Genomic DNA, 21,384 nt, shown 5'->3' with positions numbered 1-21,384 from the left:
GTTGATTTGCTGGCTGCCCACCTCCGAAAAAGTAACGACAACTTTTAAACCATCAAACTAATATAGTACTCTGAATTATCAGTTTCTTATTACACTCATTGCCTATTCTTTAATATCAGAATTGTATTCAAGTTCTATGAAGGTGTAAAAAAGCCCGCATGTTGCGCGGGCGAGATAATTGTGTTTCAAACTATCGAAACACAAACCAGTAGTGCTGATTGATACCGCATTTAAAAAGGCGTCCCAATGTTATTATGTGTATGACTCGCGGTAAGCTACAAATTGTTTAACCACATCAAGCAATTAATTCATTAATTTCATTACATTAATCTGTTGACTACCCCCATACTACCGGAACAATAATCGCCTGATTACGGGTTCAAATCCAGTAGGGATTGCCAAATTTAAGCTTTTAAATCAGTATCTTTGTGAAGGGTAAAGATTATAAAACACAGTAGCTTGCTCAAAAGCGGTAAATGTTAAAGGCCACCGGGAGGTTACCCCGATGGCCTTAGCTACGTTTCCGTTATCTATTTCAGAAATGCACGGATCAGCTCTAAAAGCGCGATTAACGCTTTGAGAACGATGATAGCAGTATCAATAAAGGCTTTGAATGCTTTCATCCGTTTGCTCCAGTTGAAGAGCACGATTTACCCAGCCGTTGCCTTTACATTGCCTGTCTGGCTGGTTCTCATCAATGTTAGTTGAAGTGGATCGCGCTCTGACCGAGGCACTGAATCAGCACCACCTGTACTCAGCCAGGACTTACGAAAACTTGCGTCAGAGATACACAGGCCAGAACGCTACCCCAAACTAACAGCCGTTGATTATAGGTTTATTTTCAGATGATTCAATGGATTAATAGATAGGTAAAAACAAAAAAACCAACTGGTGAGGTTGGTTTTTTTGTTTTTGCGCTCTTAAACAGGTCGGTAACCCCAAGCTTAGCGCGATCCACTTCAACTAACATGAGAATTTTAATGCTTAGAACCGGAAATATCAACCGATAACATGACTATAAAACAAACAATACAGACAGATTAAAAGTCACCCAATCACAGGAGAATATTTCTGTTTCAGTCCATCGGATTTATAGACCGTGTTCCTTATCGCGCTGGCGTTCTCCGGCGTGCCTGTGTTATGGTGCGTATGCGCGGCGGTCAGTTCCGCTAATTCCTTAACCACATCCAGCGTCTCTAACATCAACGTCATGACATTGATTTGCTGGATTCCCCCCAACTACAAGTGTGTAAGGCCCAACAACTGAAATTTATTAAAAATTTTTCAGTTGGCAATTTCTCTCGCGCCATCCATGCTGGCGCAATCTGATGAGGCTACTCCATAAAAAAGTGGCTTTTCCATTTCCAACGGTCAGTGACAACAAAACGACGACAAAGATTTTTTTAACAGCTTTACTCTTAACCCAAGAAAACAAAGCTGTTTGCTAATTTTTCTGTGCAATAACACTATAAGTCGACACATAGTTTTTCACCTGAGCAACCGAAAAATTTTCAGCCAGTACACGCAATTCTTCCAGAGGACCACTAACGCCTTCAGGAAAGTTTCGTTCGATGTTGGCCTTAACATCCAACAACCAATGCACCACATCAATATTAGATGGTAATACCCTCATATCTTTGACAACGAAGCCACTTTCCTCCAACACTTCTCTGAAATAGCCGGGTGTTTTTCGGTTGGCACAAGCGAGGCGATCAATGATGTCAGGAATATCCGATTTATAGTTATCCAACTCCACATTATAGAGATTGTCAGAAATAATCACCTGACCACCAGCGCTCACCCGTTTGAACAATGTACTCATAGCCTTTTCATACAACGAGTTCGGAAAATGCGAAATGACACCACGGATAATCACCAGATCATAGAGCTCTTGTGGATCAGGTAAGCGATCAATATCCTGCGCATTGCACAAATACAGATTGATACGCTCAGAAAGCCCGTATTGTGCATGAAATTCAGCACAATATCGCAATTGCTGTTCGCTGATATTTACGCCATCCAAACGTTTACATTCAGGAAAACGCTCAGCCAGATATTTCAGGATATAACCCCAACCACAACCCACGTCTAAGATACGTCGAACCACTGGCCGCTCAACTTTTGTTTCCAAACCAGCTAAAAGTAATTGACGCTCAAAATAACGAATACCTGACTCATCCAATGAAATTGGTGGCTTTGAAGCAGGATCATCGTAAACACCAAACTGGAATAACAGTGTATCACCAATCGCCTTACGCCAGCGTTCTGGATCTTCGCAATAAGTTTGTACCACTTTACTTTCGTAGTCGTTGGTGGTTTCCCCCTGGATGATGTGATAGGGCGAGGCAGGCTCAACATCAGTGCAAAACACATTATCAAAGCTACTCATGAGCTTTTCCTTATTAAACGGTTTTTAAAAGCGTCGCACCCTTAATTTGTCAGGATTTGCGGCGTATTGGTAAATTTCAATGAGATATTCATATCTAATTAATCCAATGCTACGACCACCGATAAATTACATTGTTATCAAATCAGCCTTTGCCACTCCTCAATATCTTGATACGAAAGGCCATTAATGATTTTTTTGAACCAAACCGTATAAATATCAGGAGCATTATTAATTAGCTCCCTCAATTTCAGCGGATTAACCCATTTGTAATCGGACACTTCGTCAAGGTTAATTATCGGTTCTTTATCAAAGCGTCCAATAAAAACATGATCATACTCGTATTCAATCAAATCATTAGGAAGTAACGCATGATAAATAAATGACGAAACCTTTTTCAATGGACAGTCAAAACCCATTTCTTCGCCAAGACGCCGATGCGCAGCGGCCTCCAGAGCTTCACCAACCCTGGGATGACCACAACAGCTATTGGTCCAAAGTCCGGCTGAATGATATTTGGTTGCTGCGCGCTTCTGTAGGAGTAAATTTCCTTTATTATCAAAAATAAAGATAGAAAAGGCCCGATGTAACATACCTTTCTGATGAATATCAGCTTTTCCCGCTGAACCAATGGGATTGTCATGTTTATCAACAAGAACAAGTATCTCATCCATTATTAATGACCTTTCTGTGAATTGAATCATATAAAATCATAAATTTTAATTAACAATAAAAATATAATCAATATTCTGCAAGTACCAGATTAACTTTGCAAGAATAAGAAAATATCTTCATAACAACATGATATAAATCACAAAATAAAAATATTTCATCCATTCCACTCTGACATTAATATAAAAATAAAACAAATTAATAGAATAATCATTAATGTTTTAATTAAACATATTCAAAAAAAGAATATATCCAACATTAATCATTTATCACCAAGACTCACCTGTTAAATTACAGACCCTACAGATCATGACCTCAGGTATCACACCAAGTTATAGCCGTTTCTCTCATCCTTTTGGATGTACTTTTACAACAAAAAAACATCACAGAAAATTAAACGAATAATAAACAAATAAGAGAAAATCCCCTTAATAACTAAACATTCATTAAACAACTGTCGATTTTTCATCTTAAAAAAACACAAATAAACATCCGTTGAAGTTTTGTTTAATACCAAAGGAGTATACTCAGCGTTTGCAAGTCTTCTTCCCTCCAGTATTTTTTAGAACTAGATAAAGAAATGGAATATATGTATCAACCTGCCAGTTCAGGAATTCGACTGTTCACCGATTTAGTCGGAAAAAAAATTAGCCCTAGCCCTCATTGGTATTCTGCCCAGAATCGCACTAAATTTGCCTTACGTAGCGCTCTGATGCCAATATCGACACTAAAACTATTAAACCAGATAGTTAATACGCCGTTTTATCTGGATATTTTGAAGAAACAACCTTGTTTACCTTCTAAATTACATCGCCCTTATCTGAGCATTAACTTCAATAGAGGGCAGACGTTACGTGCAATAAATGAACATTACCAGCTATTATTTACTGGGTTAAATCAGTCTATTGTTAATAAAATATTTCGTTCCAATGCATATCCATTAGCGGTTATCAATGGTAAGAGTAGAACTTATACTATCTCTTTAGATTCTATGGACTGTTTTAATAAAGAAGGTGAGCTTACTCTATTTATTATGACAGAAGATAATAAAACTTTAGCAAGATGCGCTTTCACACTACTCACTATTGCTGGTAAAAAAACACTGTTCATCGGTGGGCTACAAGGTTCCAAAGGCGATGCAACCCTTGAAATTATCCGCGATGCAACGAAAGATTGTTATGGATTATTTCCAAAACGCTTACTGATTGAATCCGTTTGCCGTCTCGCTGCCCACTTTGAATGCCAGCAAATTCTGGCAGCTAGCAATGATACTCACATCTATAAGAGCCTACGCTATTGGCATAAAAAGAAAGACAAATTAGTCGCTGATTACGACTCTTTCTGGGAATCATTAGGTGGAGCAAAAGGAAAAAATAAGGATTTCCATCTCCCCTTATCCATTGAAAGAAAACCACTTGAAGATATAGCCAGTAAGAAACGGGCAGAATATCGCCGCCGCTATCAATTACTAGACGAACTGGATAATGGAATGCAGCATTCTCTGCCTTCAAATTAAATCAGAATCAGGCCGCTACCTTTCACAGGACGGCCTAATTTTTGAGATGACTCTTACCTCGGTTTAACCATCTGCCATTCAAGATGTATTTTAACCGCAGGCCATTCACTATTGATAATGCTGTAAACACAAGTATCCCTGATGCTCCCATCTTTAGATACACCATGACTACGCAGAATTCCATCAAGTTTTGCACCCAGTCGCTCTATCGCTTTCCGACTCTGATGATTAAAAAAATGAGTGCGAAATTCCACTGCGATGCATCCTAATTCTTCAAACGCGTATTTCAATAAGAGATATTTTGCTTCCGTATTAATATGTGTCCGCTGAACAGAACGAGCATACCAAGTATAACCTATTTCCACCCGGCGGGCATTAGCATCAATATTCATATACGTGGTCATTCCAACCGCTTTACTTGTTCGATGATCAATAATCGCAAAAGGCAACATAGTACCCTTTTCATGTAGGAATAAACGACGCTCAATCTCATTACTCAACTCAGCCGGCGAAGGAACACGGGTGTACCACAATTTATGCAACTCACCCTCTTCAATTACCTGTAAAAATTCATCATGCCGTTGATAAGTTAGAGGCTCTAAAGTCACCCCTTTTCCTGCCAAAGTTACCCATTCAGTCATCTGTTTTTTCATAATAACCACTGATGTTATAAATTAAGTCAGAATAGAAGAGATTACCCTATTCCGGAGTCAAAACAGGGATCAAGTTAATATATGGAAAATTAATCCCCCATTTAAGCAAAACCTGCACTTTTAACATCTTAGGTGGCTCTCACATTATTCAGAAAAAAATACCAAAACTGGGTAAACAAATCGCCTGGCTGAATGAGTCACATTCTCCCCATGTAAGAATACAAAGCCACGCCACGAATTATCCGGAAAAAGTGAACAACTGAAATCAATGATTACCCATATTGTGATCTGATTAACCTTTCTAGAATCAATCAACAAGGAGTACACTAACAACTTTTGTGTTCCAATTTTCTTCACTAACTCTATGACAGAATCTGATTTCATGACCTTCATCACATTCATTTAACATTTTTTTCCCTATTAACCTTATTCCATCTAAATTTGAATCATTACTCATCCGACCACTTGGCGTTTTTGTCCCGTGGTTTAGGACACAATAATAATCTGGTTATGATTGACAAACACCCGATGGAGATTGCAATGAGCCATTATCCTCACCTGTTCGCCCCTCTAGATCTGGGGTTCACTACACTAAAAAACCGCATTTTGATGGGATCAATGCATACTGGACTAGAGGAACATCCCGACCCCCAGAGACTTGCCCGCTTTTACGCTGAGCGGGCAGCCGGAGGAGTGGCATTGATTGTCACAGGCGGGATTTCGCCAAATAAACAAGGTGTTATAGGGAAAGGCACTGCATTTCTGGTAGATGAAAAAGATCTTATTCACCATAAAGTTATTACAGACTCAGTTCATCAGGCTGGTGGAAAAATTGCAATGCAAATCCTACATACCGGCCGTTATAGCTATCAACCACACCTTGTCGCCCCTACTGCCATTCAAGCACCAATTAATCCATTCATGCCTCGTGAAATGACAGAAGAAGACATTCAGCAAACCATTGCTGACTTCGCTCATTGTGCACAACTGGCACAACAAGCAGGTTATGATGGTGTAGAAATCATGGGTTCTGAGGGCTATCTGATTAACCAGTTTCTGACTACCCGAACCAATCACCGCCAGGATAAATGGGGCGGAAGTTTCGAAAATCGAATGCGTTTTGCTGTGGAAGTTGTTAAAGCAGTCCGTCAGGCAACAGGGCGAGAATTTATTCTAATCTACCGGCTTTCGATGTTGGATTTAGTCGAGGATGGTTCTAATTGGCAGGAAGTCGAACAACTCGCAGTTGCTATTGAGCAAGCGGGAGCATCGATCATCAATACCGGTATCGGCTGGCATGAAGCTCGGATTCCAACGATTGCCACTATGGTTCCCCGCGCTGGATTCAGTTGGGTAACGCAAAAGTTGATGGGAAAAGTTTCTATCCCATTGATCACAACAAACAGAATTAATGATCCCAACATTGCAGAACAAGTGCTGGCTCAAGGTTGTGCCGATATGGTTTCCATGGCGCGGCCTTTTCTGGCGGACGCCGAATTTGTTCTGAAAGCCCAACAAGGGCGGACTGATGAGATTAACACCTGTATTGGCTGTAATCAGGCATGTCTGGATCAAATTTTTGTCGGTGAAATAGCCTCTTGTTTAGTTAATCCCCGCGCCTGCCACGAAACAGAAATGACTGCTGAACCTGTTACCATGCCTAAAAAATTGGCGGTTGTCGGTGCCGGACCTGCCGGATTGTCATTTGCAGTGACCGCTGCCAGTCGTGGTCATCATGTCACTCTGTTTGAACGTGACGGACAGATTGGTGGACAATTCAATATTGCCAAACAGATCCCTGGTAAAGAAGAATTCCATGAAACATTACGCTATTTTCAACGTCAGTTAGCAATCCATCATGTTGATGTCAGGTTGAACCAGACCGCCACAATAGAAGCACTTTCTGATTTTGATGAGGTGATTATCGCCAGCGGCATCGTACCTCGCCAACTTACGATCGATGGTATCCATCACGAAAAGGTACTGAGCTACTTAGATGTATTAAAGGATAAGAAAAATGTCGGTCAGCGTGTCGCTATCATTGGCGCAGGTGGTATCGGTTTTGATACCGCAGAATATCTGAGTCAACCAGGAAAAAGTACTAGCCTTGATAGCACCACTTTCAGCGAAAAATGGGGCATTGACCATAATCTGACACATCGTGGTGGTTTATCTCCTGAAGGCCCTAAACCAAAACCTTCTCCCCGAAAAATTTATCTATTACAACGTAAACCGACAAAAGTTGGTGAAGGATTAGGTAAAACAACAGGTTGGGTACACAGAACCAATCTGCACATGCGCGGCGTGAAAATGCTCAACAATATGCAATATTTGAAAATAGATGATCAAGGATTACATATTAGCAGCAATGGGGAACAGCGCTGTCTTGCCGTAGATAATATCGTTATTTGTGCCGGACAAGAGCCACTGAGAGAATTATATCAACCGTTACAGCAAGCGGGAAAAGCAGTGCATCTTATTGGTGGGGCAGATGTTGCAACGGAATTGGATGCCCGACGAGCTATCGATCAAGGTACTCGGTTAGGCTTTAAAATTTGATGATAAATAATGACGGTCATAGACAGACCGTAAAAACAGAGCAAATCCTCAAACCGCGCCATTCCTGGCGCGGGTATTTTACTCTTTCTTACCTAAACCTTTTTTTAAACCGAAATATTTTTAATCAATCAATTACGCCGAGTTAGCTGATCCGATGCCAGACGGTCATCCTCAGCCTGACAAACAGCTGCGGTGAACAACACATCAGTAGAAGAATTCAAACTGGTTTCTGCCGAATCCTGTAATACACCAATAATCAAACCGACTGCTACAACTTGCATAGCAATCTCATTGGAAATCCCAAACATGCTACAGGCCAGAGGGATCAACAGTAAGGAGCCTCCAGCTATACCAGAAGCACCACAGGCACAAATTGCAGCAACCACACTCAGTAACAATGCTGTAGGCAGATCAACCGGCATACCAAGTGTACTGACCGCAGCCAGAGTCAATACCGTGATGGTCACCGCAGCACCTTCCATATTGATCGTCGCTCCTAATGGAATAGAAACTGAATAAGTATCTTCATGCAGATTCATACGGCGGCACATCGTCATATTCACCGGAATATTTGCAGCCGAACTGCGAGTGAAAAATGCCGTTACGCCACTTTCACGCAGGCAAGCAAATACCAGAGGATAAGGATTACGACGAATTTTCCAGTAAACAATCAACGGGTTTACAACAAGTGCCATAACCAACATACAACCCAGTAATACCACCAACAATTGGACATATCCCAGTAAGGCATTAAACCCCGTTTCTGCAATGGTTGCAGACACCAGACCGAAAATACCAACCGGTGCAAAACGAATGACCACCCGAACAACCTGAGTAACCGCCTCAGACATATCATGAATTAGAGACTTAGTTGAATCCGTCGCATGACGCAGGGCGATACCCAAACCAATAGCCCAGGCAAGGATACCGATATAGTTACCATTCAGTAACGCATTCACTGGATTAGCAACAACATTAACCAGTACCCCTTTAATCACTTCCATAATGTTTTCAGGCGGAGACATCTGAGCATCATTGACAGTCAGCACTAGTTGTAACGGGAACATAAAGCTACCGGCCACAGCAACCAGCGCAGCAAAAAATGTACCCAAGATATAGAGGATAAGGATTGGACGAATATTGGTTTTTTGGCCCTTTTTATGGTTAGCAATAGAAGACATGACCAGAACCCATACCAATACCGGGGCTACTGCTTTCAAGGCACCAACAAACAACGTCCCAAGCAAACCGACTGATTTGGCAACCGTAGGCGCCAACCACGCTAACAGTATCCCGGCAATTAAACCTACCAAAATTTGTTTAACCAGGCTCCCTTGCACAATGTAATGCACGAAGCCACGTTTTTGTTTTTCCATAGTTGATCCATTTTATTAACAGTTCTGTTAAACCTATACCCTATGGATTTCAAGATGTATCGCGACGGCAAGGGAATGAATCCCCGGGAGCATAGCTAACTATGTGACCGGGGTGAATGAGCGCAGCCAACAAAGAGGTAACTTGAAAGATAACGGGTATATATTTTTTTGTGTTTGCTTCCTCAGTATAGGGAAACCAAAAGTAGAGAAAAGCAGCGATAGTTAAAATATACAACCTCGCCAGCACTTATTAACAACACATTCACATTTGTGTGATCAAAACGGCAATTTACACATTTACAAAATACAATTATTTGTTTTTATGTTTAACCATTTCGCAGCAATTTAAGACAAGAAGAAACCATATCTCCCCATTCAAAAAAGATATGGTTATCTGTTAAAAAATAGTTACCTAATTACTGATTCTCTGTAGCTTTGTATTTATTTACCCAAACATTAATAATCATTGTTACTGCCAAAATACTTGCTACAGCGCCCAGAGAACCCCCTATAGGAATATGATAAAAATCCATTATCAGCATTTTAATACCGATAAATACCAGAATGACTGATAAACCATATTTCAGCATTGTAAATTTCTCTGCCACCCCTGCCAGCAGAAAATACATCGCACGTAATCCTAAGATAGCGAAAAGATTAGAGGTCAAAACAATAAAAGGATCTGTAGTTACTGCAAAAATAGCAGGAATACTGTCTACCGCAAAAATAACATCACTAATTTCAACCAGAATCAGGACCAAGATTAGTGGAGTCGCATATAACAAACCTTTTTCTTTCACAAAGAAACGTTCTCCGTGAAGATTATCAGTGATACGAATATGCGCTCTTAGCCAACGGATAAAAGGTTTATCGCCTATCGGGGAATCATCCTCTTTTGCCAACGCCATCTTAACGCCGGTAACCAACAAAAAGATGCCAAACAGATAGAGTATCCAACTGAATTGAGAAACCAGCCAACTCCCTGCAAAGATCATCACGGTACGCAGCACAATTGCGCCTAAGACACCGTAAATAAGCACCCGACGTTGTAAATTTGCCGGAATGGCAAAATAGCTGAATAACATCAGCCAAACAAACACGTTATCAACAGCAAGTGCTTTCTCAAGTAAATACCCGGTAAGAAAAGCCATTACCTGACTATTAGCAACAGCGCCCCCCACAGTTTCTCTGCAATACCACCATAATCCTAATGCAAATAAGAGCGACAAACTTACCCAGATTACACTCCAGACAGCAGCTTGACAAAATGACATTGCTTGCTCTTTCTTACGCCCCTGTAAGGATAGATCCAGCAACAACATAATCGTCATTAAAACAGCAAAACTTCCCCATAAGATAGGACTACCCACAGAGTTCATTTTCTTTCTCTCATAAACAAAAACGGCTGAAGTCTCAGAAGACGCCAGCCGCTGCTATATTTCTTCCCCACATCGTGGATATCGATGTATTGCAAGCAACCCTCGCCTTCTGGCAAGGTCTCACTTACAACACAGAAAATGTACCATCAGGTATAAGTTCAAGGTTGCCCGGCTACCGGATGCTGTTGCATCGTAATGACGATAAACCGGCAAGGAAGTTACTCCCCTTTGCTGCGGTGAAAAATAAATCAAATTCAGACAAGAATCAATCTATCACCGAAAAAATATTGACTCATAGTCAGTAGTCATTAAATGCAAGAAACCTAACAAGCCAGCCTCATAGGCCCATTTCTTATCCTATTTTAATGAACGTTCAATTGATCACCAAAATTTTCTGTTTAGTCACCCCTGATTTTGTTACAGTGGCACAGGCTGCGTCATTTGCCTTTTTCAATAGTGAAAAGGCATTAAAACCAACCAAATAACGTAAAATAGGATGTAATTTAATCGGTTTAGCCTCATGCTTTCAGGATGAACGAACAAAGGCATTTTAGGAACACCTGATGGAAATAGTAAAAGAACTTATATATGCACTTTGGTACCAGGATTATGAAACTCTGGCCAACCCATCCCTATTATGGGCCATTTACATCATGCTATTCTTAATTCTCTTCCTTGAAAATGGCCTCCTTCCCGCTGCATTTTTACCAGGAGACAGCCTGCTTATACTAGTTGGCGTATTGATTGCCAAAGATGCAATGAGTTTCCCTCTAACGATTGTAGTATTAACTGCCGGAGCAAGCTTAGGTTGTTGGATTGGTTATCTCCAAGGAAAATGGTTAGGAAATACCAAGACAGTACAAGGCTGGCTCTCTCACCTTCCAGCTTATTATCACCAAAGAGCTTACAATCTTTTTCACCGCCACGGCCTGTCAGCTTTACTTCTTGGCCGCTTCCTCGCATTTGTCAGAACCCTCCTGCCAACACTTGCAGGACTGACAGGTCTACAAAACAGTCGTTTCCAGTTTTTTAACTGGCTCAGTGGCTTCCTGTGGGTCATTATCCTTACCTCTTTGGGTTACGCATTTGGTAAGACCCCCATTTTCCGTCAATATGAAGACTTGGTAATGAATTTCCTGATATTACTACCACTTGCTTTACTCATTATTGGTTTTAGCGGCAGTTTGTTAGTTGTATGGCGTAAAAAAACTTGTCAATCCCCTCAAAAAAAGTAATTAATTCCGATAAAATCTAATATCCCTCCCTGCTGCAGATAAAAGTATCGTTTGCAGCAGAATAGTGAAATAACTCTAATGTTTTTTATTCACCTTCCCAAATATAAGCTATATTTAATGATAGTCTTTTCCGGCATCAGGAAAAGCAACTGACTAAGTCAAATACACACACCTTACATTAAGGAGTAATCTACATGTCAAAGATCAAAACTACTGAAGATCTACACGTTGAACTAAAATCACTCGCAGATACACTGGAAGAAGTGATCCAAAGCTCTGGTGATAAATCCAAAGTCGAGCTGGAAGAACTTCGCGGCAAAGTAGAGGATGTCATCAAAGATACTCGTTCTAAACTCAGTAATGCCAGTGATATGGTTGTCAAGAAAACAAAAGATATGGCGGGCCGTGCTGATGTCTACGTTCACGATAAACCCTGGGTAAGCATCGGTATTGGTACTGTTGTCGGTGCCATATTAGGTGTAGTGTTAGCTAAACGCTAATATGATCAACTCATCCAAATCTCAAGGCCCCGGTAAAGGGGTCCTTGACATTCTCCAACGCATTGCCGCTGTAGTTATCGAGATAATAGAAACTCGTTTGCAATTGATCGTTCTTGAGTTGGAAAAAGAAAAAGCTACTTTGATACAGCTAATAGTCATAGCCAGTCTGACACTACTGCTTACCACTTTCGGCCTTATGTGTCTGCTTGTTATGATTTTTTGGGCTATCGATCCTAGTTGGCGCTTTATTGCATTGGCTAGTACCACTGGCACACTACTCATTCTGGCGCTTATCGGTCTGATATGGACCATCAGGAAAGCGCGAAATTCAACATTACTTAGTGCAACTCGTGAGCAATTAAAGATAGACAGAGAAATGTTGGAGGATAACAGTAATGAGTAAACAACGTCAGAAAAAAAAGCTAAAAAAACAGCAAATAATGAGAAATATCCAACTACAACGCCTCGAACTCACCAACAATACACAACTCTGGAAGAGCCTCACTGAACCTTATGACAAAAGCTGGCAAAAGCTTTTGTCATTAAAACCTTATCTGCGGCTCGCAATCCGTACTATCTCTTTATATGGCCTGCGTCATCCTATGAAATTTTATCGTTTGTCGCGCCACATCATTCGAATATTGAAATGGAAATAATTCTTCATAATATATTTCATTGATGATAACTTTAGTTACCTACATTCAAAAACTTTGTATAAAATTGTTAATAATCCTTGCTTACAACTAAGCTCACCTACCTTTAATATACATTCCATCCGTTAATGATTAACAAATTGTGCTGTTTCGAGTTGGTACAAGTTAATCATCAAACAAACTATTATTATTTCTCTGAGTTTTAGGGGTTGTTAATGAAAAAATTTGAAGATAGTGCCCTGCTACTGGCTCGCATTTTGATGCCAATTCTGTTTATCGTTGCAGGTTATGGAAAATTAGGTGATTCCTACGCGGATACTCAACAATATATGAATGCCATGGGCGTCCCTGGCTTTCTATTACCACTGACGATCTTACTTGAATTAGGTGGTGGTCTGGCAGTTCTGTTTGGTTTGTTAACCCGTACCACCGCGTTATTTACCTTTGGTTTCTGTATCCTGACTGCCGTACTTTTCCACAGCAATTTTGCTGAAGGGATGAACCAGACTATGTTTCTTAAGAACCTGACTATCGGAGGAGGTTATCTGTTACTGGCTATCACAGGTCCAGGTAAATTCAGTATCGATCGCCTGATGAAGAGAAACTGGTAATACCCTGCCGTGGCTGTTCTGAATCTAAGTAATAACAGCTCTCAGGTAAAAGGTGAAACGATCAAAATCCCGCTCTTGCTCAAGGATTTTATCAGCAAACTATCCAATATTGAGCCTAAAGATAAATAGTAATCCGGAAGATCTGGAAGATCTTTCGGCTTACTTTAGTCAATAGACCCAACTTTTATTGAATCACAGTAACTTCTGTAAGATAATTATTTTATCAAAATAAATAACCACCTCACTTTTCAGTGGAAAATAATTAAATCCATGCCCGATAATAAATTAATATATTAGGTATATAATTAACACCCACAATAATAATGTAAATAAAAAACAATTAACCAAAATATATTTAAAGGTTATTTAATCCAATTCAATTTTTTAATCACAATAATCAAATCATGTAAAATCTATTAGGTATGTTCCATAAAAAATCATTACTATTACAATGTCGAACGTTTATTTATATAGAGATTCAAATTAAAACTCACACATTTTTATTATTTAATTATACGATTAATACATTTCCTTCACATAATTACCCTTCTTTATATTCCAGCCAATAAAATAATAAAAAATTAACATTATCACCTTAAATTAAAAACACTTTCCCTGCAAAATAATATTAAGACAATCGATTTAAAAAACGGTTATTTTTTAAATCACAGCATAGAATTAAAAAGCCTATAATTATTGGATAAAAAAATAACAAGACGTGTTTAGAGGGATAAATCAAGAATATTATCAATCGACACAAAAAACTAAAAGAAACAACTTGACACATAACTATATACATTAGAAAATCATTTAAGCAATAGGAAATTCATTAAAAATATTGGTAGTAACGTAGGCTAATAATTAGTATTGAAGATTAAATAATTGTGTTTTCATTTCACAAAAAATACTTATACCAGATAATTCACAGAATTCTTCATACAGTAAACGAATAAGGAAGACAAATGAAATATAGTTCAATTGCTTATACCATTATTTGTTTAATGCCATTTTATGCTACCGGAGCAGGAAAATTAAAGGATGTTTGCGACGGTAAATTAATTACTAATACATCTATAAGCAGTATAAATATTACAAGCAACCAAAATGGAAATGGACCTGCCATGAATGTATTAGTAGAAGGGCAATGGTATGATACATATCTAACCCCCGATATTATAGAGGGCAACGGTATTTATGGGCTCTATGATATAAGTCATAATGCTTATCTCAATGCATTAGAAGTTAACATTTGTGTAAGACTTGGCAATTTAAGAGGCATTGAATTAATTTATAAACCATAAAATTCCAAGCTAGAAAAAGAGAGCTCACATTAATCAATGCACTTATAGTGCATTGTTAAATCAACATTTAATCCCCATAGAATAATAACGGAAAATTTATGACTATTCATGGTAAAAAAATAAATGTGCAGTTAATAAAAAACTCTCCAGACCAACTATCTGTAAGTGACTTAAAGGCACAATTGACTGCTATTGGGTTGACGTGTGAACTTACAGATGAACGCTTACTCGAACAATATATTGAGGACGTAAGAAAACAGATGATTACAGGAAGTACACAAGCATTTACAATTGGGGAATATAATAATGGCAATTTAGTACACACATCCAACGCTAATTGGTCACCTGAGGAAGGTGCCTTAGGATACAAAGAGCAATTAATTTATATCGGCGCATGGGAAAACTTCCAATGGTTACGTGAAAATTGTAAAGCAGAATTTGGGGGGGATGAAGATAATCCCCCCTCTACACAAGAAAGATACGATGACGTAGACGCAGTGAAAAAAGCCTTTATCAAAGTTGCAGAGGGAGCTTCTGAGACCCTAGTAAACCCTTTGGACAAAAAAGATATGGAGTCTGCTCTAACCAATCTCCTGAGCTCAGTTAACAATGACAATGTCAAAAACTATGACTCCGGGCATAGAATAAAATTATTCTTATTAATAGAGAATTATGATCCAGAAAGAAATACGGGTGACGGAATTGGGGTATTAGGAATAGACTGGAGACTACGAATAAGTGATTATAAGAAGAAGAAACAAAACGTTAAACATGATACAATTATTGACCTAAAGAGCTGGTCTGTCACATATGATAATACTGATACTCTTATCAGTGACTATCATAAAGTAAAAAATGCATCTAGCTAAAAATAATAAATAGAGACGGATTCGACTAATAAGTACAATTTTTCAGAAGGGCGAGCAGTTGCTATAGTAAGCATCTTTCTCGCCAAAGGAAAAAGCATTGTCATGTTTTTTCTTCTCGGCTAATACCCAGTTGTACACATGACGAACATGCTCGAAAAGCTTCTTTTACTCAATATGCACCCGAATATTATACCCAGTCGATTTGTGAATAATCTCAAAACCGTACCAAACCGACTGTGACGAAAAGAGTCTATACAAAAGCAAGAACAACCTGAGAAATGGCAGCTCTATGAACTGTTTGCTATCCATCTCCCCCTAATCCTAAAATTTCTCTACACTATCAATGAGAATTTAGGCAACGAGAATTTAGGGGGAGAATTGTGCAGTTTTATTAAACAATACCTAATTATAAATAATACTGGCCTTGATACAGCATTGTCTTATTGACCAACTACCCATAAGGCCAAAACCAAATTATTAGCTTTTTCATCACAAAAGTTTTATTCGACTTCGCACTCTTTATGCCATAACTTCATATTTTTTTAAGCAATCAACGAACCATGCTTTTCGGTACACCTGACTTTATTATAAGAAGGCTTCGTAATTTGATTACTTTACATGCTTCTACTTACCGACTAACAAACAATTTAGGAATTTCCCGCAAGCACCAGGATTTAGCTTCCCCCATATTGTCTCGTCGCCATGCCATAATGACATTTGTATCATGGCTGTATTCAGAGCCAATCACCCGCAAACGCCCCTCAGTAATATCTTGTTCCACCATAGGATAAGGCATGGTAGCGACGCCCAACCCGGCCAAGAGAGCACGGCGTTTATCTTCCAGAGAACTTACTGTCAAACGCTGTTGCTTATCTAACAACTGAACCGTTAATACCGGGCGCTCCCTCGCTGTATCTGCCACGGCAATACCACGATACTTCACCCTCGTGACATCAGACAAAGGCTCCGGCTCTTGATGTATAGGATGATCAGGGCTAGCGACATAAACATTGGTAATACTGTAAAGCTGACGTGAATTAATTTCTGCCGATGCGCGAAAATGCATATCTGGTGCAATAACAATATCCGCCCGACCAGTTTCCAACCTCTCCCATGCACCCGCCAAAACCTCAGTCAATAAAGAGAGCTGAGTATTCGATTTTTGAGCAAGCTTACCTACTAACGGGAATAATGAAGAAGCCGGAACTAATGCTTCACAAACAATTGTCAGGTGAGTTTCCCAACCTCGCGCTAATGCTTCTGCATCAGCCGTTAATTTATCAGCAGCTTCAAGCAATTGACGTCCACGCTCAAGCAACATACGACCAACATTGGTGAATTTAGTTCTGTGACCCGAACGGTCAAACAGCACCACATCCAGCTCCTCTTCCAGTTTTTGCATCGTATAGCTAAGTGCAGAAGGAACACGGCCAAGCTCATCAGCGGCCGCAGCAAAACTTCCCCGCCGGTCAATCGCATCCATGACCCGGAGAGATTCCAGTGTAAGCGCTCGTTCTTTGCTCATATTTTTCTCAATCAGGAAATTTGAATATGCTGACCAGATTAACTGGCTAACATTTCGCCGTCCAGATAATTACTATTCTTAGTGTGTGTTTTTTTAAGGTAACCACCATCATGATTATAAATAGAACAGCAAAACAATGTGGGAAAGCTGACTATGGTTGGCTACAGGCTCGTTATACATTTTCATTTGGTCACTATTTTGACCCTAAGTTCCTAGGTTATGGCGCGCTACGTGTACTCAATCAGGAAGTCATCGCCCCCAAAGCCGCTTTCCAACCTAAATCCTATCCACATGTGGATATATTGAATATTATTCTACAAGGTGAAGCAGAATACCGTGACAGCGAAGGCAACTACATCAGAGCCCGCAGAGGAGAATGTTTACTATTTTCTACTCGTCAAGGCATCAGCTACAGTGAACATAATGCCAGTACTAATAAGCCACTGACGCGCTTGCAACTTTGGCTGAATGCCTTTCCTCAGCAGGAAAGCTTACCATTGCAACGAATGGAGTTACCAGAACAACCATTGGCTATGTTAGCTTCTCCAACCGCAGAAGATGGCAGTATGCAATTACGTCAGCAAGTGTGGGTAAATCATATTTTCCTTAATAAAAATCAATCTCATCATCTGCAATTGAAGGGAAAAAATGCCTATCTGCAATCCCTAAATGGAAATATAAAAATAAGAGGCAATTCTAAGGATAACAATTTGATTAAATGCGGAGATGGCGCTTTTATTCATGAAGAAAGTCGTCTGGTTTTAAAAGCAGATACTGAATTCCAGGGGCTGTTAATTGAGCTGGCTGCTTAAAAAAGTGAAAGCCCCATCAAGGTTAACCTGATGGGGCTAAATTTGTGAAGTTGACCGATAAGCCGGGTTCTGTCGTGGACAATCATTCATCTAGGCCAGCACTTACGCACTGGCTCAAGCAGCCTACCCGGGTTCGATACGGGCCGTACCTAATGAACCCCTATTTGGCCTTGCTCCGGGTGGAGTTTACCGTGCCACGGACTGTTACCAGCCGCGCGGTGCGCTCTTACCGCACCCTTTCACCCTTACCTGATCCTACGTAAGTAGGCCATCGGCGGTTTGCTCTCTGTTGCACTGGTCGTGGGCTTTCACCCCCCAGACGTTATCTGGCACCCTGCCCTGTGGAGCCCGGACTTTCCTCTCCTCTACCTATCGACCAAAAAAAGGACAATGATAAAGCAGCGACTGTCTAGTCAACTTCGCGGCGGATTATAAGAGGTTTAACAAACGATGTATATACCCGTTATCTTTCAAATTGCCTCTTTGTTGGCTGCACTCGCTCACCCCGGTCACATAGTTAGCTATGCTCCCGGGGATTCACTCCCTTGCCGTCGCAATGCATCTTGAAATCCATAGGGTATAGGCGTTTACTGATTATCTGCCTTGTTTATCAACAATTACCATTATTCTTCGTTCTGTCCCAACCCATGACGATAAAGTGCATTTTTCTTCACACCATGAATCTCTGCTGCCAATGCAGCCGCTTTTTTCAATGGCAGCTCTTGTTGAAGAAGCGCCAGCGTTCTTAATGCCTCTAGAGGCAAAACATCGTCATCCGGTTTTTTATAGCCTTCAACGATCAATACCATTTCACCACGACGACGGGTTTCATCTTCCTTAACCCACGCCAAAAGTTCATCCACTGGCATCCCTTGAATGGATTCCCAAGTTTTTGTTAATTCCCGCGCCAGAACGACATAACGTTCAGTTCCCCACACCTCAACCATATCTTCTAAACTTTCGATCAGACGATGAGTGGATTCATAAAAAATTAATGTGCGTGGCTCCTGTTGCAAATCCCGTAAAGTATCTGTCCGACTTTTACGCTTTGCGGGCAAAAATCCTTCGTAACAGAAACGATCTGATGGCAGACCAGCAGCAGACAAGGCGGTTATCGCCGCACAAGGCCCTGGAAGTGGGACAACATGAATACCGGCCTCACGGCAACGGCGAACCACATGATAACCAGGATCATTAATCAGGGGCGTTCCTGCATCAGAAACTAATGCAATACTTTGCCCTTGTTGGAGTTTTGTAATTAATTGATCTGCTTTCTGCTGTTCATTATGATCATGAAGTGCGAACATGCGTGCATTAATGGCAAAATGTTGAAGCAACAAGCCAGTATGTCGCGTATCTTCGGCTGCAATCAGATCGACATGCTCAAGAACTTCAAGCGCACGCTGAGTGATATCACCCAGGTTTCCAATGGGGGTTGGCACAACATATAGCGTGGATGTCGTAACCACTGCTCGATTAGGTTGATTCATTGTTTCATCCGAATGGCCGATTTAAAATTGAGCATCTTTGAAAAAAACATCGCTGGATACAGTATGCTTTCCTCAATTTTTGTGCGTATCAAAACTGGTTTAGTCTGTTCAGCTATGCTGGCAGTCATGATCATCGCAGGATGTACCATACCTGACCAACAGGGGCAACAACCTTCGCAAACCCAGGACAAAATCAGTATAGAAATCGCCCGTTATCAATCCATCATTGATGCCGCTCATGGAGAACCCTCTCTTGATGCCATCCGTGCTTATATCGCTCAGGAACCACTTCTGAAAGAGAGTGCGGCTCATCAAAAAAATATTGATGATACCTGGCAAATGCTGACCCGTCTTTCACCACAAGAGCGCCGTGGGTTGGTCATCAACGCTGATGAAAATGTTCTGCAAGGCTGGCTGGACTTACTCAGTGCCTATCAGGATAACAAACAGGACTCTGACAAACTACAGGCAGCTATCCGTGACTGGAAAATTCGTTATCCACAAAACCCTGCCGCACAGTCACTCCCAACTCAGTTACAACAGTCAGACATCCAACAGCAAGATGCGAATATCCGTATTGCTCTGTTCCTGCCATTAAGTGGTCAAGCAAAATTATTCGGTGAAGCCATTCGCCAAGGTTTTCTTGATGCTCAGGCCGGTTTACCAAATCCATCATTGCCAACAGAAAACTCGGAAAATTTATCTATAGCTGACAGAGATAGTGCGTCAAATGGCATGGTTTCGTCCGATATGTCCCCCAGTGAAGTGGCGCCCATAGACTCAGCAACACCAACCACTCAGACAATACCTGTCATAGCCAATACGCCGATTAACACACAACAGGTCAAAATCTATGACACAGCAAGCCAGCCATTGGAAAACTTATTTATTCAGGCTAAGCAGGACGGCGTGAATTTAGTTGTCGGGCCGTTACTTAAGCCAGATGTGGTTAAACTCGTTCAGATAAATACTGCATTAAACATGCTAGTACTCAATGAGTTAGACAATGCTCAACCACACTCTAATATCTGCTATTTTTCTTTGTCACCAGAAGATGAAGCGAAAAATGCCGCGGAACATATTTGGCAGCAACAGAAACAGAATCCTCTGATTTTGGTCCCCAGAGGGACTTTTGGCGATCGCATTGCCAAAGCCTTTGCACAGGAATGGCACAAACAAGGGGGACATACTGTTCTGCAACAAACTTTTGGCTCTTCCGCCGAACTGAAACAATTGATTAATAGAGGTACCGGCATTCGCTTAACCGGAACAACTGTCAATGTCACAAGCAATCAACCTACATCAATCGCTATTGGTGATCTGGAAATCCCCCAGATAAACACCGATGTCGCTCCTACTTCTACTGGCGGCTCAGTGGATGCAGTGTATATTGTTTCTACCCTGGATGAACTGACGCTAATTAAGACAATGATTGATATGGCAATCAGTTCCCGCGATAAGCCCCCCCTTTATGCAAGTTCCCGCAGTAATCAGGCTGGCGTCGGTCCCGATTTCCGCCTGGAGATGGAAGGAATGCAATTCAGTGATATTCCCTTAATCGCCGGTGCTAACTTGCCACTGATGCAGCAAGCAGCCAGTAAATTTACAAATGATTACTCTTTGATGCGCCTTTACGCTATGGGTATTGATGCCTGGTCATTAGCAAATCAATTCAGCCAGGTTCAGCTTCAAAGTGATTTCCATTTCAATGGTGCTTCCGGGGTGCTATCTGTTCAGGAAAACTGCACCATTTTCCGACAGCTCTCATGGATGCAATATCATCAAGGCCAAATCACTGCGATTTAAGTAACTTGCCGCTTGTCACCAAGCGTCCTTTCAATTCAAAT

The 21,384-nt window shown here is 40.7% G+C and carries 21 protein-coding genes, 1 other RNA gene and 1 pseudogene; 12 read left to right on the top strand and 11 right to left on the bottom strand.

Annotation, left to right across the window (positions count from 1 at the left end; all coding sequences use genetic code 11):
- Positions 1 to 530 precede the first annotated feature (530 nt).
- The 4 genes from dinQ to idi form a co-directional block, all read right to left on the bottom strand.
- Entirely contained in the window at positions 531 to 623 is a 93-nt protein-coding gene (gene dinQ, locus KZ793_RS22685) for a damage-inducible type I toxin DinQ (protein ID WP_274521077.1), read from the bottom strand.
- A gap of 424 nt (positions 624 to 1,047) precedes the next feature.
- Positions 1,048 to 1,239 (bottom strand): hypothetical protein, encoded by a 192-nt coding sequence (locus KZ793_RS12825; protein WP_225815688.1) that lies wholly within the window; start codon positions 1,237 to 1,239, stop codon positions 1,048 to 1,050.
- Positions 1,240 to 1,444: 205 nt separating this feature from the next.
- Positions 1,445 to 2,389: an SAM-dependent methyltransferase gene (locus tag KZ793_RS12820; RefSeq protein ID WP_225815687.1), complete on the bottom strand. Its 945-nt coding sequence runs from the start codon at positions 2,387 to 2,389 to the stop codon at positions 1,445 to 1,447.
- Between the two features lie 137 nt (positions 2,390 to 2,526).
- Positions 2,527 to 3,060, bottom strand: coding sequence for an isopentenyl-diphosphate Delta-isomerase (gene idi / locus KZ793_RS12815; protein WP_225815690.1), 534 nt, complete (start codon positions 3,058 to 3,060; stop codon positions 2,527 to 2,529).
- 578 nt (positions 3,061 to 3,638) lie between these two features.
- Here idi and KZ793_RS12810 point away from each other — a divergent pair.
- The gene (locus tag KZ793_RS12810; RefSeq protein ID WP_225815686.1) at positions 3,639 to 4,574 is read left to right on the top strand and encodes a VirK/YbjX family protein; all 936 of its coding nucleotides are present in this window, start codon (positions 3,639 to 3,641) and stop codon (positions 4,572 to 4,574) included.
- A 53-nt stretch (positions 4,575 to 4,627) separates the two neighbouring features.
- Here the strand turns inward: KZ793_RS12810 and KZ793_RS12805 are convergent, their stop codons facing one another.
- Complete coding sequence (locus KZ793_RS12805) at positions 4,628 to 5,227, bottom strand: GNAT family N-acetyltransferase (RefSeq protein WP_225815685.1); 600 nt, start codon at positions 5,225 to 5,227, stop codon at positions 4,628 to 4,630.
- Between the two features lie 540 nt (positions 5,228 to 5,767).
- On the opposite strand from KZ793_RS12805, the gene KZ793_RS12800 reads away from it, so the two are divergent.
- Positions 5,768 to 7,786 carry an oxidoreductase gene (locus KZ793_RS12800; RefSeq protein WP_225815684.1) on the top strand — a complete coding sequence of 673 codons (2,019 nt, stop codon included), beginning with the start codon at positions 5,768 to 5,770 and terminating at the stop codon, positions 7,784 to 7,786.
- 128 nt (positions 7,787 to 7,914) lie between these two features.
- Here KZ793_RS12800 and sstT read toward each other — a convergent pair whose 3' ends face one another.
- Both sstT and KZ793_RS12790 read right to left on the bottom strand, forming a co-directional pair.
- Positions 7,915 to 9,162, bottom strand: a complete 1,248-nt coding sequence (gene sstT, locus KZ793_RS12795; RefSeq protein WP_225815683.1) for a serine/threonine transporter SstT — start codon at positions 9,160 to 9,162, stop codon at positions 7,915 to 7,917.
- 416 nt (positions 9,163 to 9,578) lie between these two features.
- Positions 9,579 to 10,541 carry a TerC family protein gene (locus KZ793_RS12790; RefSeq protein WP_225815682.1) on the bottom strand — a complete coding sequence of 321 codons (963 nt, stop codon included), beginning with the start codon at positions 10,539 to 10,541 and terminating at the stop codon, positions 9,579 to 9,581.
- An 89-nt stretch (positions 10,542 to 10,630) separates the two neighbouring features.
- Here KZ793_RS12790 and KZ793_RS12785 point away from each other — a divergent pair, with 89 nt between their 5' ends.
- The 8 genes from KZ793_RS12785 (at position 10,631) to KZ793_RS12750 (ending at position 15,710) form a co-directional block, all read left to right on the top strand.
- Positions 10,631 to 10,846 carry a hypothetical protein gene (locus KZ793_RS12785; RefSeq protein WP_225815681.1) on the top strand — a complete coding sequence of 72 codons (216 nt, stop codon included), beginning with the start codon at positions 10,631 to 10,633 and terminating at the stop codon, positions 10,844 to 10,846.
- A gap of 258 nt (positions 10,847 to 11,104) precedes the next feature.
- The gene (locus KZ793_RS12780; protein ID WP_118985553.1) at positions 11,105 to 11,776 is read left to right on the top strand and encodes a DedA family protein; all 672 of its coding nucleotides are present in this window, start codon (positions 11,105 to 11,107) and stop codon (positions 11,774 to 11,776) included.
- A 194-nt stretch (positions 11,777 to 11,970) separates the two neighbouring features.
- Positions 11,971 to 12,276 (top strand): DUF883 family protein, encoded by a 306-nt coding sequence (locus tag KZ793_RS12775; protein WP_225815680.1) that lies wholly within the window; start codon positions 11,971 to 11,973, stop codon positions 12,274 to 12,276.
- Between the two features lies 1 nt (position 12,277).
- The gene (locus KZ793_RS12770; protein WP_225815679.1) at positions 12,278 to 12,679 is read left to right on the top strand and encodes a phage holin family protein; all 402 of its coding nucleotides are present in this window, start codon (positions 12,278 to 12,280) and stop codon (positions 12,677 to 12,679) included.
- Positions 12,672 to 12,932, top strand: a complete 261-nt coding sequence (locus KZ793_RS12765) for a YqjK-like family protein (protein WP_225815678.1) — start codon at positions 12,672 to 12,674, stop codon at positions 12,930 to 12,932. Before KZ793_RS12770 ends, KZ793_RS12765 begins: the two co-directional genes overlap by 8 nt.
- 212 nt (positions 12,933 to 13,144) lie before the next feature.
- Entirely contained in the window at positions 13,145 to 13,540 is a 396-nt protein-coding gene (locus tag KZ793_RS12760) for a DoxX family protein (RefSeq protein ID WP_225815677.1), read from the top strand.
- A 962-nt stretch (positions 13,541 to 14,502) separates the two neighbouring features.
- Positions 14,503 to 14,841, top strand: coding sequence for a hypothetical protein (locus tag KZ793_RS12755; protein ID WP_225815676.1), 339 nt, complete (start codon positions 14,503 to 14,505; stop codon positions 14,839 to 14,841).
- A 98-nt stretch (positions 14,842 to 14,939) separates the two neighbouring features.
- The gene (locus tag KZ793_RS12750) at positions 14,940 to 15,710 is read left to right on the top strand and encodes a hypothetical protein (protein WP_225815675.1); all 771 of its coding nucleotides are present in this window, start codon (positions 14,940 to 14,942) and stop codon (positions 15,708 to 15,710) included.
- Between the two features lie 42 nt (positions 15,711 to 15,752).
- Here KZ793_RS12750 and KZ793_RS22890 read toward each other — a convergent pair.
- Both KZ793_RS22890 and KZ793_RS12740 read right to left on the bottom strand, forming a co-directional pair.
- Positions 15,753 to 15,872: pseudogene (locus KZ793_RS22890) on the bottom strand (helix-turn-helix domain-containing protein); the annotation flags it as partial.
- Positions 15,873 to 16,338: 466 nt separating this feature from the next.
- The gene (locus tag KZ793_RS12740; protein ID WP_225815674.1) at positions 16,339 to 17,235 is read right to left on the bottom strand and encodes a LysR family transcriptional regulator; all 897 of its coding nucleotides are present in this window, start codon (positions 17,233 to 17,235) and stop codon (positions 16,339 to 16,341) included.
- 110 nt (positions 17,236 to 17,345) lie between these two features.
- Between KZ793_RS12740 and KZ793_RS12735 the strand changes: the two genes are divergently transcribed.
- On the top strand, positions 17,346 to 18,047 hold the full coding sequence (locus KZ793_RS12735) for a pirin family protein (protein ID WP_118985563.1): 702 nt from the start codon (positions 17,346 to 17,348) through the stop codon (positions 18,045 to 18,047).
- Positions 18,048 to 18,089: 42 nt separating this feature from the next.
- Here the strand turns inward: KZ793_RS12735 and rnpB are convergent.
- Together rnpB and rsmI are read right to left on the bottom strand one after the other, a co-directional pair.
- Positions 18,090 to 18,468, bottom strand: an RNA gene (gene rnpB / locus KZ793_RS12730) — RNase P RNA component class A.
- Between the two features lie 202 nt (positions 18,469 to 18,670).
- Entirely contained in the window at positions 18,671 to 19,537 is an 867-nt protein-coding gene (rsmI, locus tag KZ793_RS12725) for a 16S rRNA (cytidine(1402)-2'-O)-methyltransferase (protein WP_225815673.1), read from the bottom strand.
- 63 nt (positions 19,538 to 19,600) lie between these two features.
- On the opposite strand from rsmI, the gene KZ793_RS12720 reads away from it, so the two are divergent.
- Complete coding sequence (locus KZ793_RS12720) at positions 19,601 to 21,343, top strand: penicillin-binding protein activator (protein WP_225815672.1); 1,743 nt, start codon at positions 19,601 to 19,603, stop codon at positions 21,341 to 21,343.
- Positions 21,344 to 21,384: the final 41 nt, after the last annotated feature.

It is taken from the genome of Photorhabdus antumapuensis, assembly GCF_020387775.1.
GTDB classification, from domain to species: domain Bacteria; phylum Pseudomonadota; class Gammaproteobacteria; order Enterobacterales; family Enterobacteriaceae; genus Photorhabdus; species Photorhabdus antumapuensis.
This window is presented reverse-complemented; position numbering and strand designations above follow the sequence as displayed.